Annotated in this window: 18 protein-coding genes; 9 read left to right on the plus strand and 9 right to left on the minus strand. The window is 41.4% G+C overall.

The genetic code is table 11. The annotated features are described in order from the left end of the window. Positions 1–3: 3 nt before the first annotated feature. Complete coding sequence (locus tag ABJK37_RS20840) at positions 4–936, plus strand: pyridoxamine 5'-phosphate oxidase family protein (RefSeq protein WP_348357865.1); 933 nt, start codon at positions 4–6, stop codon at positions 934–936. Between the two features lie 80 nt (positions 937–1,016). On the opposite strand, the gene ABJK37_RS20845 is transcribed toward ABJK37_RS20840, so the two are convergent. The 7 genes from ABJK37_RS20845 to ABJK37_RS20875 form a co-directional block, all read right to left on the minus strand. Next, positions 1,017–1,616 carry a DUF4202 domain-containing protein gene (locus tag ABJK37_RS20845; RefSeq protein ID WP_348357867.1) on the minus strand — a complete coding sequence of 200 codons (600 nt, stop codon included), beginning with the start codon at positions 1,614–1,616 and terminating at the stop codon, positions 1,017–1,019. Between the two features lie 250 nt (positions 1,617–1,866). Next, positions 1,867–3,153: a phosphoribosylamine--glycine ligase gene (purD, locus tag ABJK37_RS20850; RefSeq protein ID WP_348357869.1), complete on the minus strand. Its 1,287-nt coding sequence runs from the start codon at positions 3,151–3,153 to the stop codon at positions 1,867–1,869. A gap of 32 nt (positions 3,154–3,185) precedes the next feature. Then, positions 3,186–3,995: a methyltransferase gene (locus ABJK37_RS20855; RefSeq protein WP_348357871.1), complete on the minus strand. Its 810-nt coding sequence runs from the start codon at positions 3,993–3,995 to the stop codon at positions 3,186–3,188. 113 nt (positions 3,996–4,108) lie between these two features. Beyond that, positions 4,109–5,719: a bifunctional phosphoribosylaminoimidazolecarboxamide formyltransferase/IMP cyclohydrolase gene (purH, locus tag ABJK37_RS20860; protein WP_348357872.1), complete on the minus strand. Its 1,611-nt coding sequence runs from the start codon at positions 5,717–5,719 to the stop codon at positions 4,109–4,111. 124 nt (positions 5,720–5,843) lie between these two features. Next, on the minus strand, positions 5,844–6,137 hold the full coding sequence (fis, locus tag ABJK37_RS20865; protein ID WP_007619851.1) for a DNA-binding transcriptional regulator Fis: 294 nt from the start codon (positions 6,135–6,137) through the stop codon (positions 5,844–5,846). 28 nt (positions 6,138–6,165) lie between these two features. Beyond that, positions 6,166–7,179, minus strand: coding sequence for a tRNA dihydrouridine synthase DusB (dusB, locus tag ABJK37_RS20870; RefSeq protein ID WP_348357875.1), 1,014 nt, complete (start codon positions 7,177–7,179; stop codon positions 6,166–6,168). 243 nt (positions 7,180–7,422) lie between these two features. Next, on the minus strand, positions 7,423–7,740 hold the full coding sequence (locus tag ABJK37_RS20875) for a DUF962 domain-containing protein (RefSeq protein WP_348357877.1): 318 nt from the start codon (positions 7,738–7,740) through the stop codon (positions 7,423–7,425). Between the two features lie 177 nt (positions 7,741–7,917). On the opposite strand from ABJK37_RS20875, the gene ABJK37_RS20880 reads away from it, so the two are divergent. The 3 genes from ABJK37_RS20880 (at position 7,918) to ABJK37_RS20890 (ending at position 12,332) form a co-directional block, all read left to right on the plus strand. Continuing rightward, positions 7,918–8,763, plus strand: a complete 846-nt coding sequence (locus ABJK37_RS20880) for a tetratricopeptide repeat protein (RefSeq protein WP_348357879.1) — start codon at positions 7,918–7,920, stop codon at positions 8,761–8,763. Positions 8,764–8,981: 218 nt separating this feature from the next. Continuing rightward, positions 8,982–11,072: a TonB-dependent siderophore receptor gene (locus tag ABJK37_RS20885; protein ID WP_348357881.1), complete on the plus strand. Its 2,091-nt coding sequence runs from the start codon at positions 8,982–8,984 to the stop codon at positions 11,070–11,072. Positions 11,073–11,204: 132 nt separating this feature from the next. Further along, the gene (locus tag ABJK37_RS20890; RefSeq protein WP_348357883.1) at positions 11,205–12,332 is read left to right on the plus strand and encodes a PepSY-associated TM helix domain-containing protein; all 1,128 of its coding nucleotides are present in this window, start codon (positions 11,205–11,207) and stop codon (positions 12,330–12,332) included. 102 nt (positions 12,333–12,434) lie between these two features. Here the strand turns inward: ABJK37_RS20890 and ABJK37_RS20895 are convergent, their stop codons facing one another. Both ABJK37_RS20895 and ABJK37_RS20900 read right to left on the minus strand, forming a co-directional pair. Beyond that, on the minus strand, positions 12,435–13,967 hold the full coding sequence (locus ABJK37_RS20895) for an alpha-L-arabinofuranosidase C-terminal domain-containing protein (RefSeq protein WP_348357885.1): 1,533 nt from the start codon (positions 13,965–13,967) through the stop codon (positions 12,435–12,437). 288 nt (positions 13,968–14,255) lie between these two features. Next, on the minus strand, positions 14,256–14,708 hold the full coding sequence (locus tag ABJK37_RS20900; RefSeq protein WP_348357887.1) for a DUF1499 domain-containing protein: 453 nt from the start codon (positions 14,706–14,708) through the stop codon (positions 14,256–14,258). Positions 14,709–15,296: 588 nt separating this feature from the next. On the opposite strand from ABJK37_RS20900, the gene ABJK37_RS20905 reads away from it, so the two are divergent. The 5 genes from ABJK37_RS20905 (at position 15,297) to ABJK37_RS20925 (ending at position 19,919) form a co-directional block, all read left to right on the plus strand. Continuing rightward, a complete protein-coding gene (locus tag ABJK37_RS20905; RefSeq protein ID WP_348357889.1) occupies positions 15,297–15,485 on the plus strand; it encodes a hypothetical protein in 189 nt (62 codons plus the stop codon). 568 nt (positions 15,486–16,053) lie between these two features. Continuing rightward, a complete protein-coding gene (dauA, locus tag ABJK37_RS20910) occupies positions 16,054–17,745 on the plus strand; it encodes a C4-dicarboxylic acid transporter DauA (RefSeq protein WP_348357891.1) in 1,692 nt (563 codons plus the stop codon). A 184-nt stretch (positions 17,746–17,929) separates the two neighbouring features. Then, positions 17,930–18,910: an HPP family protein gene (locus tag ABJK37_RS20915; RefSeq protein WP_348357893.1), complete on the plus strand. Its 981-nt coding sequence runs from the start codon at positions 17,930–17,932 to the stop codon at positions 18,908–18,910. A 48-nt stretch (positions 18,911–18,958) separates the two neighbouring features. Further along, a complete protein-coding gene (locus ABJK37_RS20920; protein ID WP_348357895.1) occupies positions 18,959–19,423 on the plus strand; it encodes a nuclear transport factor 2 family protein in 465 nt (154 codons plus the stop codon). Positions 19,424–19,517: 94 nt separating this feature from the next. Then, positions 19,518–19,919, plus strand: coding sequence for a Dabb family protein (locus tag ABJK37_RS20925; protein WP_348357897.1), 402 nt, complete (start codon positions 19,518–19,520; stop codon positions 19,917–19,919).

The following is a 19,919-nucleotide window of genomic DNA, read 5'->3' on the forward strand; positions in this document are numbered from 1 at the left end:
CCCATGAACAATGATCCGGCACCAGCGTGGCATAAGGGTGAATTAAGCATTCAAAAAATGGCTGGCACTCAGGAAAAAATGGCAGCCATTGGGCCTAAGTTTATTCGTGAATTTATGCCGCAACAACACCGTGACTTTTTTGAGTCATTGTCGATGATTTTTATCGGTTATAGCGACCATGAGTCACATACCCGTGCCAGTTTGTTATTTGGTGCGCCCAATTTCATTCAATCGCCCACTGAAACCGAATTAGTGATCAATACCCAATATTCCCTAGGCGACTTCGTCACTGATGACATTAAAATTGGTGATAGAGTGGGATTGCTCGGTATCGAGTTTGATACAAAAAGACGTAACCGTGTTAACGCCATCATCACCGATATCAATCAAAAAAATATTACACTTAAAATATTACAAAGCTTTGGCAACTGCCCTAAATACATCCAGCCTAAAACATTTAGGCATAACCGCGATTATGGTGAATTTTCTACAACAACTAGCCAGCAACTCAACCAAAGTGATAAAGACATAATATCTAGCGCTGACGCATTTTTTATTGCTAGCCACTTTGATGATGGCCAGCAATTTAATAATCGCGGTGCAGACATATCTCACCGCGGTGGCTCAGCTGGCTTTGTGTCTATTCACTCACCAGGGGAGTTGATGGTAGATGACTATCTAGGTAATGGCTTTTTTAATACCCTAGGTAACCTGTTAGCAAACCCTATTGCGAGTTTACTGTTTTGTGATTGGCACAGTGGACATGCTTTACATGTGACTGTTTCAAGCCAAATAATTTGGCATGATGAAACAAAACAAACAAGCCGCATATTAACAACAAAAAAAGACACGGGTAGCGATCAGGTTAAGCGAACCTTGTGTTTCTCTGTTTTGAAAATAGAACGATTTATAAATGCATTGGCTTACCGCACCTGAAATCTAACGGCTGCAATTAGAAAGACCACCATTAAATGAAAACCTATTCTGCAACCTAATCTTACTATTTCCTGAAGAAACTAGCCCACGGCCTTTAGAATGATTGGGGTTAATGATTCTGGTAGGGTTATTTTGTTCGCTAATACAAATTTATGGGCATCAACAGACATTTTATTCCAGGTTTTACGGATGATATCTAGCCATTTTTGCTCAGTGTATTCAGGATGTTTTGTAGCAAAATCAAGCATGTAATTTTCAAGAAAAACCAAGCCGACCACGTCTTCCAACAGCTGAGTATCAGGGTTGGATTTAATCCCCACTTTGGCTACGGCATTTTTAGCCCGTTTTATATCTTGCTCACTAAAACCCACTTGCTCCATGATCTTGGCTATTTTATCAGCATGAAAGGTATAAAGATCGCTACGCCACTTATGATAGCCCTGCTTACCCATAGGGTAAGCACTACGGGGAGATTGCCAGCGCTGAATATGCTGGCCATGAATAGCCAGTTTGACTACAAAGTCAGCATCAGGTTTGTAACGCGCTAACATGTCGGACATGCGTTGACTGTATAACTGCTCTTTGGGCCACGCTTTACCTTCAGCTTGCTCAATATTAGGATCCTTACTATTGGCGTTATCAATAAGAATAATAGCTTGTTCGTAGGCAGCTTGAGTCATAACACTCTCCGTATAAATAAGGTGAACAAAAAAATTGATACAAACGGGTATGTTAACCCGAACCTAAGCACTAAGAGTAAGGGTTTTAGGTTTAACCTTTACAATCAGTTCCAAAACCAGATTTAAAACGGAATTTATAAGTCAATAGTCCGTGAGTACTTAAGAGTATTAGAAGCAAAGCATAGGTTTTGTTGTGTAAACAAAAAAAGCGCCGAGGCGCTTTTTTTATTCATTAAATAGCAATAACTCGTTAACTATTTTGCTCACGAGCAATGGCACGGTAAGCTATATCATCACGATAAAACATGTCTTTGCAGCTAATCGTTTTGGCTAATTGATAAGCATTTTGTTGTGCTTCGGTCACGGTATTGCCTAATGCAGTTGCACACAGTACTCTGCCACCATTGGTGGTGATGTTACCATCAACACTTTTGGTGCCTGCATGAAAGATTTTACTGTTAGCATCGCCAAGCTCTAACCCTTCAATGACGTCACCTTTATTGTAACTTCCAGGGTAACCACCTGCAGCAAGCACTACTCCAACAGCGGCTCTGGCGTCAAAGGCTGCTCGAATTTGGTCGAGCTTTCCATCTAGAGCGGCTTCGACTAATTCAACTAAATCAGATTGTAAACGCATCATGATAGGTTGGGTTTCGGGATCGCCAAAACGGCAGTTATACTCAATGACTTTAGGCGTACCGTCGGCCATAATCATTAAACCCGCATACAAAAAGCCCACGTAAGTATTACATTCAGCAGCCATACCTTCTACTGTGGGGTAAATCACTTCTTCCATCACACGCAAGTGGATATCAGGTGTGACTACGGGGGCTGGTGAGTAGGCTCCCATTCCTCCAGTATTAGGACCTGTATCACCATTACCTACACGTTTGTGATCTTGGCTGGTGGCAAAAGGTAAAACGTTTTTGCCATCTACCATAACGATAAAGCTAGCCTCTTCACCATCGAGAAACTCTTCGATAACGACTCGGCTACCGGCTTCTCCAAAAGCGTTACCGGCCAACATATCACGAATAGCCTCTTCTGCTTCGGCTAGTGTCATGGCGACTATCACACCTTTACCAGCAGCAAGACCGTCAGCTTTGACTACAATTGGCGCACCCTTTTCTTGAACATAGGCAATGGCGGGTTCAATTTCGGTAAAATTTTGATAGTCAGCGGTAGGGATTTTGTGGCGTTCCAAAAAGTCTTTGGTAAAGGCTTTTGACCCCTCTAATTGCGCCGCTGCTTGAGATGGCCCAAATATTTTTAAACCTTCGGCTTGAAACGCATCTACCACGCCTAATACTAGAGGTACTTCAGGTCCCACAATACTTAAATCAATTTGATTTTGCTTCGCAAACGCCAATAAAGCAGGCACATCTTCGGCGCCTATTTCTACGTTGCTGAGTTTGTCTTCAGCCGCGGTACCAGCGTTACCTGGTGCTAAAAAAACGTGAGACACTTTTTCCGACTGGGCGGTTTTCCAAGCTAACGCATGTTCGCGACCACCGCCGCCAATAATCAATACTTTCATAGGGAGTGTTGTTCTTCTTTGAGTCTTAAAAATTAAGGCTTAACAAATTTAAGCGTCATTCGAGTACTTTCACCAATGGCCAAATATTTGGCTTGGTCTTTTTCACCAAGAGCTAAGGTTGGCGGAAGTGTCCAAACACCTCTGTCATGGATAGATGAATCTAATGGATTAAGATTAATATCACTTTCAGCAACTAAGGTTAAGCCTGCTTTTTGCGCTGCGGCTACCACTACGGATTGTTTCATATAACCTGATTTTTTCTGCATATCATCTGAAGCGGATTCGGGAAGTTTGTGATCTACTACACCCACTATACCGCCTTTTTTAAGGGCCTTAGCAAAGCTCTTAAAGGCTTGTTCAATGCCCTCTTGCCCTGCGTCCATATACCAATTATGTACATTGCGAAAAGTTAAAACGCGATCTAACGAGCCTGCTGGGGCAAAATCTTGTGCCTTAAGATGATGAAAAGCGGTAATTTTAGTATTCGCGTAATCTGCTTGAGTCGCTACTTTTTGTTTGAATCCGTCTAAGAGACGTTTGTAGTAACCTGGTGCACCTTCATAAAGATAAAAATGTGCTGCATAGTACTGCCCCTTATCTTTCAGTAAAGGAGCGAGAATATTGCTGTACCAGCCGCCACCTGGCGAAATTTCTGCTACCGCCATATCTGCTTGAACATCAAAGAAGCGCAGAGTTTGTTGTGGATTACGGTATTCATCGCGAAGTTTTTGTTCAACAGAGCGGTTTTCGCTGCTGACGGCATCAATAATGGCATCTGCAAATACCGGCGCTGAGCTTAGTAGTGATAAAGAAACTGCAACTTTCAGTACATGTTTAAACATAATATTCTCTCTTTTATTCAGATTAGAATTAAATAGATTGTATCGACAAAATACTCTAGAGGTAACAAAAAACCGAGCCAAAATGTATTGGCTCAGTTTATTGGTTCGAACGTTTAGTGCTTAAAGTGACGCATACCAGTGAATACCATGGCAATACCATGTTCATCTGCAGCATCAATTACTTCTTGATCCCGCATCGAACCACCAGGTTGAATAATAGCACTGATACCTGCAGCTGCAGCCGCGTCGATACCATCACGGAATGGGAAGAAGGCATCAGATGCCATGACCGAACCTTCAACTTGCAAGCCTTCATCAGCCGCTTTTATACCCGCGATTTTAGCGGAGTAAACACGGCTCATTTGACCTGCACCTACGCCTATAGTCATGCTGTCATTGCAGTAAACAATAGCGTTTGATTTAACGTATTTGGCGACTTTCCAAGTAAACATCAAATCTTTTAATTGTTGTTCGCTAGGTTTAACTTTAGTCACCACTTGAAGTTCGTCTTCTTCAACCATGCCAAAATCACGGTCTTGTACTAACAAACCGCCATTAACACGTTTGAAATCATGGCCTTCAGTTAACTGACCTTGCCAATCGCCACAAGCTAACAAACGTACGTTTTTCTTGGCAGACACCACTTTAACGGCTTCATCACTAATTGTCGGAGCGATAATCACTTCAACAAATTGACGATCAACAATGGCTTGCGCTGTAGCGGCATCAAGTTCGCGGTTAAAGGCGATAATGCCACCAAAGGCTGATGTTGGGTCGGTTTGATAAGCGCGGTTGTAGGCACTTAAGATGTCGTCACCTAGGGCTACACCACATGGATTAGCGTGTTTAACAATGACACAAGCCGGTACGTCAAATTCTTTAACACATTCAAGGGCAGCGTCAGTATCGGCGATATTGTTAAAAGACAACTCTTTACCTTGCAACTGAGTGGCTGTGGCAACCGATGCTTCTTGAATGTTATTTTCAACATAAAAAGCGGCACTTTGATGACTGTTTTCACCGTAACGCAAATCTTGTTTTTTAGTGAATTGCATATTGTAGGTACGTGGAAACTGACTTTGCTCAAGTTCGCAGCAGCCTGTTTCACATGTTTTATCTTCTATCATGGTGCCAAAGTAGTTAGCTATCATGCCATCGTATTCAGCAGTATGCTCAAAGGCAGCTATCGCTAAATCAAAACGTGTTGCTTGGGTTACCGCATTGCTATTTGCTTGCATTTCTTTAGTCACTCTAGCGTAGTCTTTAGCGTTCACTACTATAGTCACATCTTTGTTATTTTTAGCTGCGGCGCGCACCATAGTCGGTCCACCAATATCGATATTTTCAATTGCGTCTTCTAAGCTGCAATCGTCGTTGGCAACCGTTGCCGCGAAAGGATACAAGTTTACTACTACAAGATCGATTGGCTGAATATTGTTGTCTGCCATGACTTGTTCGTCTTGTCCGCGACGTGCCAGAATGCCACCATGAATTTTAGGGTGCAAAGTTTTCACTCTGCCATCCATAATTTCTGGGTGACCTGTGTAATCAGATGCTTCTATGACGGTTAGGCCATTGTCACTAAGTAATTTTGCGGTGCCACCCGTTGATAATAGCTCGACACCTTGGCTGGCTAAGAATTGGGCAAACTCTAGTAAGCCGGTTTTATCAGATACGCTTAACAGGGCGCGACGAATAGGAGTTGCTGGAGAGTCTTGTTGCATGTTTGTTCCACTATAAAGACAAAGGTTTCGGCGGATTAATCGAGGTGTTTGTTGACTATTTGGTCATGCTTGTCACAAACAAAAAGAGCACCTAAAGGTGCTCTTAAAATTAGGCAATAAAACCTTAGTTCATGCCGTATTGTTTAAGTTTTTTACGCAAAGTGCCGCGGTTGATACCTAACATAGTTGAAGCCTTTGTTTGGTTACCACGTGTGAAAGTCATTATTTCTTCTAACATTGGCGCTTCTACTTCGGCCATGACTAGCTCATATAAGTTTTCGATGTTGGTATTATCAAGCTGTTTTAAATACTTGTTTACAGCTTGTTTAACAGAATCACGAAGAGGTTTTTGAGCCTGTGTTTGCGAAGGAGTGGTTACCGTAGTGGTAAATGGAGAAGTTACATTTTGTTCGAACATATACAATCGAGCTCTTTAGTTAGTCATATTAAGCAGCAGGTGAAACGTTTTCAGACACCGATGAAGGTACTGGTTCGCCTGCCAATTTATCAAAGTACATAGTTAACGCATCAAGTTGCTGCCTTGCATCTTCAATGATGTTGAACTTTGCACGGAACAGCCTTTGCTGGTCGTGTTCGGCCAAATACCAACCCACATGTTTGCGGGCAATTCTGCATCCCATAAAATCACCATAAAATTGGTGTACATTGGCGACGTGTTCAAGCAAAACGCTACTCACTTCATCAATGCTAGGCGCAGCTAATATTTGACCCGTTTGCAGATAGTGCAAGATCTCACGGAATATCCAAGGGTGACCTTGAGCTCCGCGACCGATCATTAGCGCATCTGCTTCGGTATATTCCAAAACGTGCTTTGCTTTTTGCGCGCTGGTTATATCACCGTTGGCAACAACAGGGATAGACACGGCTTGTTTAATTGCCTTAATGGTGTCGTATTCTGCATTGCCTTTGTACATACAGGCTTTGGTGCGACCATGCACCGCTAATGACTGAATGCCGTTGTCTTGTGCAATTTTGGCGATTGATACACCATTGCGATTTTCAACATTCCAACCTGTGCGTATTTTTAAGGTAACAGGTACATCGACTGCTTTGACTACCGCTTGGATGATTTTTTCAACCAGTGCCGGGTCTTGCAGCAATGCTGAGCCTGCTAACTTTTTATTCACTTTTTTAGCCGGGCAACCCATATTGATATCAACAATCTGTGCGCCGTTACCTACATTAAACTGTGCAGCTTGTGCCATTAATTCAGGGTCAGACCCAGCAATTTGCACAGAACGCACACCCTCTTCACCTTCATGATCCATCCGTTGTTTGGATTTATCTGAATTCCACACCCTAGGGTTGGACGAGAGCATTTCTGACACTACTAAACCAGCCCCGAGACGTTTACATAATTGTCTGAAAGGTCGGTCGGTCACTCCCGCCATGGGAGCTAGCATCAAATTGTTTTCTAAAGTATATGGACCAATTTGCATAATATAGAATGAATATCCTCCACACTTAATTGTGCAAAAATCGACCGGGCTCTAAAAAGGGGCGCAAGTTTAAGGGTTTTTTGTTGGCTTGGAAAGGCTATAAATCAAACAAATTTGTACTTTTTTTAAGCAAACCATATTGACATTACAAAAATGTCGCAGTTTGAAACTGGTTAACCAGTAGTGAAGGGAAAATCGTAGGGAAATCGTTAGATTTATGTAAATTTGTCTAACTGAAAAACACTAACGTTTGATATTGCCCAGTAACATATCTTTATACATCACCCAATCACCTAGCAAGCTATAAAGTGGGTATTTGAAGGTGGCCGGCTTGTTGTGTTCAAAAAAGAAATGGCCTACCCAGGCAAAGCCATAACCTAAAACCGGCAACAACCACAACAATACCCATTGCTCTGTCATGGCTACATAAGCGATTAATAATAAAATCAAAGTTGAACCAACAAAATGCAAACGTCGGCAAGTCATATTTTGGTGCTCAGATAGGTAATACGGATAAAATTCTGCAAAAGTGTTAAATTGCTGCGGTGTTTCTTGGCTCATGGCGATTTACTTTTAATTTGCTATTGAATCCTAAATTTAGCATAGCGATTTAAGAGTAAATGTCTACTAGGCGACATTTAAGACAGGTAACTTGGTGCACGTGAAAATCGAACAACGCCTTGAGTTTCATTGATTTGACCCCATCCAAAGCTCACACAAAAGTTTACGGACTCTATTATGAATAACGTGGTTGATATTACCCCAGAAAATTTCCAACAAGTCATTTTGCAAGACTCGCAAACTCAGGTCGTGATGGTAGAGTTTTGGGCTGAAGGTTACGAACCTAGTCAACAATTAGCGCCCATTATTGCCAATGTCGCGGCTAAGTTTAGTGGTAACTTGCTACATGCAAGAGTGGATTGCCAGCAACAACAAGAAATTGCCGCGCAATTTGGTGTGCAAAACTTACCTACAGTTATTTTGGTAAAAGAAGGTCAACCCATAGACGGTTTTGCTGGTGTGCAGACTGAAGCAGAAATTATTGCTAGTTTTGAAAAACACCTGCCTAAGCCAGAGGATGCCCTATATGAACAAGCCGTTGAGCTTGTCAGCGCAGGCGATTATCAACAAGCTTATTCTTTGTTAAAACAAGCCCATGATTTGAACGCACAGCGAGCCGATATTAAGTTGTTGTTAGCCGATTGCCAAGTCGAAGTTGGACAAATTAAACAGGCCAAAGAGTTGTTGAGTACTATTGGTTTAGTAGATCAAGATGCGTTATATAAAAGTATCTTAGGCAAAATTGAATTAGCCGAACAAGCCGCGGAGTCGCCGGAAATTAAAGCCTTGCAAGCTGAGTTAGCGGCAAAGCCAGATGATTTAGACGTTAAAGTAAAACTAGCGGTGCAATTACACCAAGCAAATCAAACCGAAGAAGCCTTAGGGCTTATTATGTCGGTATTATATAAAGACTTAAACTTTGGCGAAGCCAAAAAGTTAACGTTAGATATGATTAATGCCCTACCGGATGGCGATCCGCTTAAGTCAACATTTAGGCGCAAAATATACGGATTGTTGTACTAGTCCTTACTCACCTTAAGTATTCAATAAGAAGCCGGCGAAAGTCGGCTTTTTATTGTAAAAATTAAATCTTAATTGGATGTTGTCGCACTTAACCTAGACCGGTAAGCACGAAAACTTAACTTTATCTACCCCAAATGATAATAGTTTGCATTACCATTTGGGCGCTGGTATTCTCCCCGCAATTTTAAGAACAACACAAAAATTAAGTGGAGACTCTCTTGCGGTATTTATTTAGTAAAACAACTTTAGGGGTATTGGCTACCTTAACGTTAAGCGGCGCTATCGCTGATGAAGCGAGTAACAAAACTGATAATGAAGAAACTTCAGTAGAGCGTATCCGTGTTTATGGTGAACAAGGGCTAAGTAACTCGGCTACTAGGTTGGGCTTATCTATGGCTGATACACCACAAACTGTGACAGTGGTGTCTCGACCTCACATAGAGGATTTTTCACTTACTAGCATTAATGATGTTTTAGCCTTTACCCCAGGGGTAACCGTTGAAAATATAGAAACCGACAGAACGTATTACACCGCTAGGGGATTCGATATTGTTAACTTTCAATTTGATTCGGTTGGAGTACCTTTTTCGTCGGGTTTAGCCGATGGTCATCAAGATTCGGCAATATTTGAACAAGTTGAAGTGGTGAAAGGTGCGGCCGGGTTAATTACCGGGTTAGCCAACCCCTCTGCCACGGTGAATTATATTCGTAAACGACCTACCCAAGACACCAGTGCGAGTGTGGCGTTGTCTTTAGGTGAAAACGCTAGAGGTCGATTAGAGGGTGACTTATCTGGTGAGATTACCGATTCTGTGAGAGGGCGATTGGTGGCAGTAAAAGACCAAGGAGACAGTTATCTTGACCGCTATTCTGATGATAACAATGTATTTTATGGCATAGTTGAAGCAGACTTGAGCGATTCCACTTTACTAACTGTTGGTCATAGTTACAACGCTAATAACGTTAAAGGCAGTATGTCTGGCGCCTTACCTTTGCATTACACCGATGGTTCTATGACTGATTACCCGGTGTCTACTAACACAGCCACCGACTGGGCATTTAGAGATACAGATAGAAACAGTACGTTTATAGAACTTAAACAAGGCCTTTCTAAAAATTGGAGCTTAAATGCCCAATATAGCCGCAACAAAATAGCAATGGAGTCAGAATTATTTTATACCTACGAGCTCCCAGATAAAGACACTGAGATTGGCCTGTTAGGGTATGCTTATGGCTATAACATGGACGAAAAACAAGACATTGCTGATGTTTTCGTAAGTGGTGCTATTGATGCATTTGGACGTAAGCATGAGCTAATAGTGGGTTACAACTATGCGCAAATAGACTTGTTTGGTTTATCGCTTTATAACTACACAGACGGCTATCCAGTGTTAGGTGCCAACTGGGCTGACGGTTCTAGCGCGGCGATGGAATTTCCTGATTTCGATGTGTTTTCAACCGGTCACAAAGATGAGCAAGAGCACAACTCTGTTTACTTTGCCACTCGCTTAAATGTGTTAGATAACTTTTCTATTTTGTTTGGCGCAAGGCATATGAAGATCACCCAAGAGGGTTACAATTATGGTGTGGTCAACGAAAGTGAAACCGAAGAAACCGTGCCATATGCTGGTTTGGTGTATCACTTTTCTGACAATATTTCTGCCTACGGTAGCTATAGTGAAGTGTTTACCCCACAAAACTTCATAGGCAGAGATTACAAATCTATTGGTGTAGCCCAAGGCAGTAATACTGAGCTGGGCGTTAAATATGCGTTTGATGATAAGTTATCCAGCGCGTCTTTTGCTATGTTTCGCTCAGAACTGGATAACTTGGCCGAATTTGGTGAAGTGATTGATGGAGTTAACATATACGACGGTGTGACATACGACACTGAAGGTCTTGAACTAGAGCTAATAGGGGCAGTCACTAACAACTTAAATGTTAGTGCTGGCGCAACCTATCTTTTTCATATAGAAGACGACAATGGCACGGCTATTCGTACTTATATTCCACTTAAAACAGTAAAGGTGGCCACCTCGTATTATTTCGATTACATACCTGCTTTATCTGTAGGTGCCAGTTATCGTTGGCAAGATGATATTTACAACGCCGCCGGTGCAGTACGGGTTGATCAAAAAGCCTATTCAACGGTTGATGCTTTTGCTCGCTACCAATTAAACAGCAACATTGATTTAGCTCTTAATGTTTCGAATCTATTGGATAAAAAATATCTTACTAGCTTGTACTGGACTCAAAGTTATTATGCGGCCCCTCGTCAAGTACAAGCGACTATTGCTTGGCGTTATTAACGAGCTGCGTTTATTGGTGATCTAACTAGGTACTGTTAATTAAGGCTTAAATGTTATTGTTTATCAATCACACTTAAGCCTATTTATTACTATTTTTCAGGTGGCTGTATATTTTGAAGGGTTACAGTAGGTATGCGTAAAAAGCTATTTAAACTGCATTCTTGGTTGGCAATTACCTGCTTTGCTCCCTTGCTTGTGATTTGTGTTACCGGTGGGCTGCTAGTATTTAAAGTAGAAATCGATGCGTTGCTAATGAAGGATAAAACGGTTTTGATTGAGAGCGCCGACACGCGTATCAGCATGGACCAACTCGCCCTGCAAATAAATAATGCGTTACCTGATTATGAAATTGGCAGCTGGGAAATATTTGATAACCAGTACCGAGCCGATGCGGTTTACTTGCTAAAGCGTCATACCCAAGATTGGTACAAGGTTTATTTAAATCCGTACACCGAGCAAATATTGAGTGCTCCGGTGCGAACAGGCTCAGACCTAACAGATTGGCTGGTTGAGTTACATTACAGCTTTTTGTTGCATGGTAGCGGTATTTTTATCGTGTTTATTTTTGGCCTGGTGTTAGTGTTTTTAGGGATCAGTGGGCTTATCATCTATCGAAAATTTTATGCAAGGCTGTTTACACTGCGCTACAAGGCCGTAAAGTTAGTGTTGTTTAGCGACATTCATAAAATGTTTGGCACGCTCGCATCGCCCATCTTACTTGTGATTGGACTGACAGGTGTCTATTGGAATGCCAAAGAGTTTATCCATGAAATCAGTCATACCGCAGAAGAAGAGACATGGGTGTTAACCGAGCGTTTATATAGTGATGATATTTCGATAGATAAACTATTAGATGACAGCCAAAAGCAATTGCCGGGGTTTACCCCCACTTACCTACTTTTTCCATTTGATGCGGTCAGTCATTTTACTGTGTTTGGACATGTCACTACCCATAATCCCTTGTACAGTGATTACAATAGTTGGGTTGGCTTTGATAAAAACAATGGCAAATTATTGAGCATTGACGACATCAGGCAGGGCAACATTTTGCGCAAATTCGACGATAGTATCAGACGTTTACATTTTGGTAGTTTTGCTGGCGTTATTCCAAAAATATTATGGTGTATTGCTGGGCTGACGCCTTTGGTACTGGTCGTTACGGGTGGCTATTTGTGGTGGAATAGAAAGAGAAAGTATGGAAAAAAGTATGGCAAAAAGCGCGCAGTTAAACGCAAAGTTGGCAGTAGCGAAGACCTATAAATTGACTGTTGTAAATTTATAGGTCGAACAACTCATAGAAAAGCCAATTGAACGCCAGAAACCTTATTAAGGTAAGTAACACTCAAATATAGCTATAAAGATTTATTTTAACTCTGCAACAAGCACTGATTTAGCAGGTAATTTGAAACGTAATTTGCCACCGCTGGCCGTCGATTTAAACTCCACTGGTGCAACTGCGTTTGGTGCTCCAAAGGAATTGTGCGCATCCATTTTATCGGCACTAAGTACTTCACCGACTAAAGAGCTGTATTTGCCTGCCATTTCAACTGTTTCAGATTCTCTAGGGTGAGTGTTGACTACGGTAACCCATACCTTGCCGCTGTTATCTCTCGCGGCACTAGCACTGACTTTGGGTATCGAATATTCTTCTAATGTATACTCAGGATTGCCAGTTAAAGACACCGGTAAATAGGTCGCATCTTGAAAGACATTGTGCATTCGGAACACATGATAGGTGGGGGTTAGCAGCATTTTTTCTTGGTCGGTAAGGATCATCGCCTGAAGCACATTCACCATTTGAGCAATATTGCTCATCTGCACACGCTCCGCATGTTGATGAAATAAATTCAAGTTTAATGCGGCAACTAAAGCATCGCGAATACTATTTTGTTGATACAAAAATCCTGGATCACCTTGACTTACATCGTACCATGTTCCCCATTCGTCAACATAGAAGCCAATTTTGTTTTGTGGATCATTCTTTTCCAATATGGCGAGGTTTTGCTCGAGAATATCTTTCATAGCTAAGGTGCGAGAAAGAGTAGAAATCCACTCCCTTTCTGGAAACGCTGTGGCACTGCCTTTTTTGTCCCAATCTCCAGTCGGCAGGGTGTAGTAATGATGTCCAATAGCTTCTAAGCGATATGCAAAGTTTTGCTCTAAAGAAGATAGATGTTCGGTCCAATCAAGGTGATGATCATACCCGCCACTGGCAATCAACACTGGCCTATTATTCGCTGGGGTTTTAAGGAAGGTAGCAAAATGTTTATATAAGTTACCATAATATTCTGGACTCATACTGCCGCCACAGCCCCAAGACTCGTTACCGATGGCGAAGTAATGAACACGCCAAGGCTTATCTCTGCCATTTTGGCGGCGCATATTGGCTAAGGTTGAGTCACTTTCGGAGGTCATGTACTCCAACCATTGTGCCATTTCTTTTGGACTGCCGGTTCCTAAATTGCCGTTAACATACACCTCGGCATCCAGCATTTCCGCAAAATTTAGAAACTCATGGGTACCAAAACTATTGGGTTCAATTACCCCCCCCCAAGTTGTATTGACTCCTTTAGGTCGCTGATCACGAGGACCAATACCATCTTGCCAATGGTATTGATCAGCAAAACAGCCTCCCGGCCAACGTAGCAAAGGTACCTTAAGTTCTCGTAAGGCTTGCACTACATCGTTACGATAACCATTAGTGTTAGGAATGTTGCTGTCGTCATCAACCCAAACACCTTCGTAAATTCCACGTCCTAGATGCTCCATAAACTGGCCGTAAATGTTCTTATTAATTTGGCTTCCGGGATTGTTGGTATCAACTGTTACTGTAGTCTGTGCAATTAGCAATGCTGGGAGTAGCCCTAGCGCACAACACATTTTTTTCAAATTCATCACCATTTTCTCCCAAAATTAGAACTACGTTTGCTGATCAGCAACGGACATAAAATTTAATTGTTAGCAGTGTACGATATGAACTGGGACAATTTTTGATTCAAATGCTGCAAATGTGTTTAAAATCTAAAAACGTAAGTAAATTGTTAAAAAAATGAAGCGAAAATGGTGAGTAAGGGAAGCACTAAGAAAATAGGGGCGTTGGGAAATACCAATAGTTGAGTACTAGAAAATCACTATTGGTATCTTTAAAAGGCCTGTTTAAGCTAAGTAACCTAAGCAGAACTTTTATTCACTAAGAGTTACAAACTGGTCGCGGATGTTTTGAATGCGCTTTCGGTTCACACCAAAATCTGAATAGCCAACTCTAGATGCTGAACGAAGGTGGACTGTGGTTTCGGTCGTATTGGTGTCAGGAAAATAAAACTCTACATCATCTACAAATCTAAAAATACTAGAGGTAAATTCTACCCTTACATAGTTGACTTGAGTTGCTGTGACGGTTGAGTTAGGCATTTCTTTAAGAGCGGTTAAAATATTGTTTTTTATTGATTGTGTGGTTCCTGTCAATTGAATGGGTGCCACATATTGCGCTTTATCTGACGTATAACTATTCACACAATTGGGTTTGTCAGGACATGGGGTCAGTTGCCCGTTTTTAACACCTAATGGTGGTGGCGTAGAAGCGCACCCCGTGCCTAATAATATGCAGCACAAACCAGCTAACATAGACTTTTTCATACTTTCATTCCTTATCATCTAAGCTTATTTCTCTAATAATTGAGTAAACAATAACAAGAAACCCATCGCTATTTACCAAAAAATTAGAATGCATGGCTAGATTTAAATAAAGTTTCGAAACAATCTCAATACACCTCGAAAATTTAGCTACATTGTTTGATGGTTATTCTTTGCAAGCGATGTATCAAACTAACATTTACGGGTTGTGGCATAAATCAACGAACTGTAGGGTTTTAACTAAAAGTATCCAAAAGATGATTAAGAGCGTGACGAAAGCTGGCTTTCATTGATTGAGTGAAGATGAGGCTTAGCGCTTGCAAACGCATCGAAGTGATTATCGCTGCTCGCCTAGCGCATTCCCTTTGGGCGAATTCTAAAGCACCTTAGTCTGTGTTGTCCGAACTCGACTTAGCACCCTAGGCCTTTTTCAAACGCCTTGATTAAGGCACTTTAGAATCTCGCTGAGTGAGCAGTTATCATTACGGATTGGTACTAAGTAACCCGAGCTCAGGTTAAGTAAAGATCTATGTGTTTCTTGAGTTCGACAGCATATAATTATCTATAACATACTAACCACAAGGTAAAACCATGACCAAAATTAATGGAAAGGTTGCAGAGTTACTCGCCAAACATCCTCACTTGTCGCAACCAGAGGCCATCAAGATCATAGCGGATAAAAACCAGCGCAAAAAGCAAAAGCGAATCGAAAAAACCGATAGGATCAACGCTAAAAAACTTAAAAAAGAGGCCGCAGTCCTAAACTCGGATGAAGCTTGATGATAAGACTCATAGCAAATGTTGTGATAGGCAAAGGCTCTTGTTCTAGGACTTTTTGTTACAGTTAACACAGTGTATGCGCTATGTAACGATAGAAACATTACCTCGATAGATAATCTACAACAACGTCTGGTAGTCTATTGTGAATCAGCTCACCATCCGCTCTTTATTTTTGGTCAAAATTGAGTCGCTAAAAGTATAAAAGAACTATTGGGTATTAAGAATTTAACCGGCGGCATGGTAACTTATATCTAACTAGTGAATGTGTTTTTACAGTTTAGAAGACATGTGAGTCGATCCATCGACTTCGAATAAAAAAGTTAGTTGGTACTAACTACGCCTTATAGTTTTGTATTCATTGAAAACTTGGCGTTAATGTTCAATCGACCTGGCTTTATCTGCTACCGCTACTTTTTAAAAGTATCGACAACATCACACTGATAACTGTTTTCACTCGTTCTTGTATACATAAACGTTTTCTATGTGTGCCGTTATTCTCAAGTATTTTACGGCAAGACAAAAGGAATCAAATTTAATTTTTTGGTAGATCATATTAAAGGAGTACAAGTTGTTTTCAGCATTAAGGAAATCTTTAGTTAGCGGAATGAAAATTTCGGAAATTCAAGCTAACGTTCTTGCTGGTTTAACTGTTGGGGTTATCGCACTGCCTCTTTCTATGGCGCTCGCCATTGCAAGTGGCGTCCCTCCACAACATGGTTTGTACACAGCTATTATTGCTGGCATTGTTATCGCCATTGGTGGTGGCTCAAAAGTGAATATTTCAGGCCCTACCGCCGCGTTTGTTGTTGTGCTATTGCCCATTGTTCAGAAGTTTGGAATAGGCGGATTACTGGTAAGTGGGTTTATGGCGGGTTTGATTTTGATATTGATGGGCATAGGTAAGTTCGGCAAGCTTATTGAAATTGTTCCCTACCCAGTCATTATCGGGTTTACTGCGGGTATAGGTGTGGTGATTGGCACCTTTCAAATAAAGGATTTTTTAGGTCTTGATATCGAATCAATGGATGGGGACTATCTCGATAAACTTTTGTTGATAATGAATTCGTTGCCAACAGTTGACTGGCAAGAACTACTTATCGGTGGCTTAACAATCACTACACTACTACTGTGGCCACGAATACGCTCTAAAATCCCTGGCCACTTGATTGCGCTCCTTTTAGGCTCATTGACTGCATGGTTACTTAGCCAATTCAGCCAGGACTTTTCAATAGCTACAATTGGGAGTCGGTTTCACTATGAATTAAATGGCATAACAGGTAACGGCATTCCTGCAATATTGCCTAGTTTCGAGTGGCCATGGAACTTACCGGGTGCTGACGGTACACCTATAGGTTTAAGTTTCGAGCTTATCAAATTGATATTGCCATCTGCCATCACAATAGCAATATTAGGGGCGCTTGAATCACTATTATGTGCGGTGGTTGCGGATGGAATGACGGGTAAAAAACACAATTCTAATGACGAACTTATTGGACAGGGGTTGGGGAATATTGTCGCTCCACTATTTGGTGGAATACCCGCTACGGCAGCGATTGCCAGAACCGCCGCCAGTATTAAAGCAGGCAGTAGTTCGCCACTTGCTTCGGTAATACACGGTTTGTTTATTCTTGGAGCGATATTGGCGTTGACGCCATTACTAGCTTATATACCTATGGCATCTATGGCGGCACTATTGTTAGTGGTTGCATGGAATATGAGCGAACCCAAACATTTCGTCAGGACGATCAAAATAGCCCCCAGAGATGATGTAATTGTTCTTATTTTATGTTTCTTGCTCACTGTCTTATTCGATATGACTATTGCTGTCGCGGTAGGCATAGGATTGGCATCTATGTTGTTTATTCGCAAAAGTATTACAATAACCAGCACAACTAAGGTTGAGAAAAACCATGAAGACTATGGTGATTTGCCTGATAGCGTTGCTATATATGACATTAATGGTTCGTTGTTCTTTGGCTCTGCGCAAAAGGCACTGCAAGCCATTTCTACAGTCACACCCAACCTTCGTGTTGTGATACTCGATATGACTGAAGTCAATATGCTTGATATGAGTGCTATTGTAGCAATGGAGTCCATAACGGAGAGTCTCTCTAAACAACACATACGTCTAATTATTAGTGGTTTGCAACAAAGAATGGCTGCTAAATTACACCGGGTTGGCATTAATAATAGTCGCGAAGAGGTACAATTTTCAAAGACGGTTGTGGATGCAATTAACTTAGCCAACAAGATGCTCTAATTGGTCGCCGGAGATATGTTCCGGCCGAACCTTACTTAACAATGGATGTTGAAATATCAAGATTACAGGTGTTTTCAAATAAAAAATCGCACTTATTTTGTGCAATCTATATAGGAAATGGCTTGCAAAAAGCCCTATTTACCTTTTAGTATCCAGCACCAATTTGGTGCGAAATGATTCAAAAATGACGTTTAAACACTTAGTCAACGAGATGACGTTACTGATTGGTTTGACAGCCAATTCTACTAGCCACACAGAAAAAATTATTTCAGCCTTTGGCGGTTTAATTAGCATATCTGGAATTATCTGGTTAACAAGCATCCTTATAGAAGTAGGTACTTTAGATTCCAACAGTGGCATTCTGGTCATTTCTTCTATGGGAGCCAGTGCAGTGTTACTTTTTGCTGTACCCCATGGCGCTTTATCGCAACCTTGGGCTGTTATTGGCGGGCACCTTATTTCGGGTGTCATTGGCGTGACTTGTTTTAAATTATTTGGCAATGCTTTTATTATCGCCGGGTTGGCGGTCGGTCTAGCAATTGGGGCTATGTATTATTTACATTGTATTCATCCCCCTGGTGGCGCTACCGCGTTAACCGTGGTGGTGGGTGGCTCAGTCATCACTGACCTTGGATATCATTACTTATTAGTGCCAGTTGGCATAAACCTTGTTGTGATTTTATTGCTCGGAATTGCTTACAACGCATTCTTTACTTGGCGTAGATATCCTGCTCATTTAGCCCATATATTTAGAAAAGCCGTAGTTACAAAACCCAAGGACAGGCAATTTGAATTGACTCATGAAGATTTTGCCGCTGCGATGCAGGAGTTAGACTCCTACGTAGATATTACCCCAGAAGGTCTAGCTGACTTGTTAGAATTAGCCAAACAACATGCTGAGAAAAATATCACACACCCGGCGGAAATTATCGCGGGTCACATTTACAGCAATGGTAAAATTGGCAGTTTGTGGAGTATTCGGCAAGTCGTTGATGCTGCGCCAAACAACAGCCCGTCGTATCGTGATAAAGTGATATATAAAGTGCTGGCTGGTGATGGCAGCTACGAAACCAATATTTGTTTACGCTCAGAGTTTCATCAATGGGCAAGATTTGAAGTGATAAAGCATCAGCAGCAATGGATAAAAGTTGAAGTGGATGACTAACTACAATGAGCGCACTTCTTGTTTCCAATTAGAATAAAGGACCTTAGAATGAGAAAAGTTGTTGTATTGATAGCTTGGTTACTTTTCACGGGGGCCGCCACAGCAAGTTCTAGTGAATTCGATGCAGAACAATTCGCCCAAGAGTATTTCGATGCTTGGAAAGCGACACAATCCCCACATGCCGTGGAAAGCGACATTCAGGACTACCTCAGTTTACTTAAAGATGATGTTGGACATCAGCATTTACCTTATGATCCTGATGCGACTAGGGAGCCCGACGGCAAACACAAAATGTTGCAAGGAATGCTTTATTATTTAGGAACTCATAACCAGTACACTGCTACCCTCAAAAGCGTGGTCACCGGATACAAGGTGGTCATTATTAAGTATCACACTCAATCAAGGGGCACACATCCACAAAGTGGGGAAGTCATCACTTTATCTTATGACACAGTTGAAGTCCTAGAAATTGAAGATGGTAAAGTTGCCGTGATACGAAAATATAGTGAATAGTTTTTTTATTTGTAAACGTTTGCAAAAAGTTTGACTACTAAACACGAAAAGCAATAATGATGACTTTCGAGTAAAAATAAAGAGACCAGTTAAAATGAGTAAAATAACTAGAAGACAATTTATGGCTATAACCGGAGCAAGTCTTGTTGCGGGTTCGGTAAAAGGAGAACAATTAATGGAAACAAAAACACAATTGATTCATACCGCATATTTTTGGTTGAAAAACCCAGATTCTATAGCTGACCGCGATCAACTAATCGCCGGACTGCAAACCCTTAGACAAGTCCCAACTGTAAAAGTGTTACATATAGGTTTGCCCGCTACCACTGAAAAACGTGATGTGGTTGATAACAGTTTTCAGGTATCAGAATTAATGATGTTCGATGATTTAGCCGGCCAAAGTGAATATCAAGCACACCCTATCCATCAGGCTTTTGTCGAAAATTGCTCTCATTTATGGTCAAAAGTAGCGGTGAAAGACTCAATTACGGTTTAA

The sequence above is a fragment of the Paraglaciecola sp. genome, from assembly GCF_039964565.1.
In the GTDB taxonomy this organism is placed as follows: Bacteria; Pseudomonadota; Gammaproteobacteria; order Enterobacterales; family Alteromonadaceae; genus Paraglaciecola.

Coding starts and splice junctions, on each gene's coding strand:
- ABJK37_RS20905 (WP_348357889.1), top strand. CDS start 15,297: ATGACCAAAATTAATGGAAAGGTTGCAGAGTTACTCGCCAAACATCCT.
- ABJK37_RS20840 (WP_348357865.1), top strand. CDS start 4: ATGAACAATGATCCGGCACCAGCGTGGCATAAGGGTGAATTAAGCATT.
- ABJK37_RS20890 (WP_348357883.1), top strand. CDS start 11,205: ATGCGTAAAAAGCTATTTAAACTGCATTCTTGGTTGGCAATTACCTGC.
- ABJK37_RS20880 (WP_348357879.1), top strand. CDS start 7,918: ATGAATAACGTGGTTGATATTACCCCAGAAAATTTCCAACAAGTCATT.
- ABJK37_RS20920 (WP_348357895.1), top strand. CDS start 18,959: ATGAGAAAAGTTGTTGTATTGATAGCTTGGTTACTTTTCACGGGGGCC.
- ABJK37_RS20845 (WP_348357867.1), bottom strand. CDS start 1,616: ATGACTCAAGCTGCCTACGAACAAGCTATTATTCTTATTGATAACGCC.
- ABJK37_RS20855 (WP_348357871.1), bottom strand. CDS start 3,995: ATGTTTAAACATGTACTGAAAGTTGCAGTTTCTTTATCACTACTAAGC.
- ABJK37_RS20895 (WP_348357885.1), bottom strand. CDS start 13,967: ATGAATTTGAAAAAAATGTGTTGTGCGCTAGGGCTACTCCCAGCATTG.
- ABJK37_RS20875 (WP_348357877.1), bottom strand. CDS start 7,740: ATGAGCCAAGAAACACCGCAGCAATTTAACACTTTTGCAGAATTTTAT.
- ABJK37_RS20900 (WP_348357887.1), bottom strand. CDS start 14,708: ATGAAAAAGTCTATGTTAGCTGGTTTGTGCTGCATATTATTAGGCACG.
- purH (WP_348357872.1), bottom strand. CDS start 5,719: ATGCAACAAGACTCTCCAGCAACTCCTATTCGTCGCGCCCTGTTAAGC.
- purD (WP_348357869.1), bottom strand. CDS start 3,153: ATGAAAGTATTGATTATTGGCGGCGGTGGTCGCGAACATGCGTTAGCT.
- fis (WP_007619851.1), bottom strand. CDS start 6,137: ATGTTCGAACAAAATGTAACTTCTCCATTTACCACTACGGTAACCACT.
- ABJK37_RS20915 (WP_348357893.1), top strand. CDS start 17,930: ATGACGTTTAAACACTTAGTCAACGAGATGACGTTACTGATTGGTTTG.
- ABJK37_RS20925 (WP_348357897.1), top strand. CDS start 19,518: ATGAGTAAAATAACTAGAAGACAATTTATGGCTATAACCGGAGCAAGT.
- dusB (WP_348357875.1), bottom strand. CDS start 7,179: ATGCAAATTGGTCCATATACTTTAGAAAACAATTTGATGCTAGCTCCC.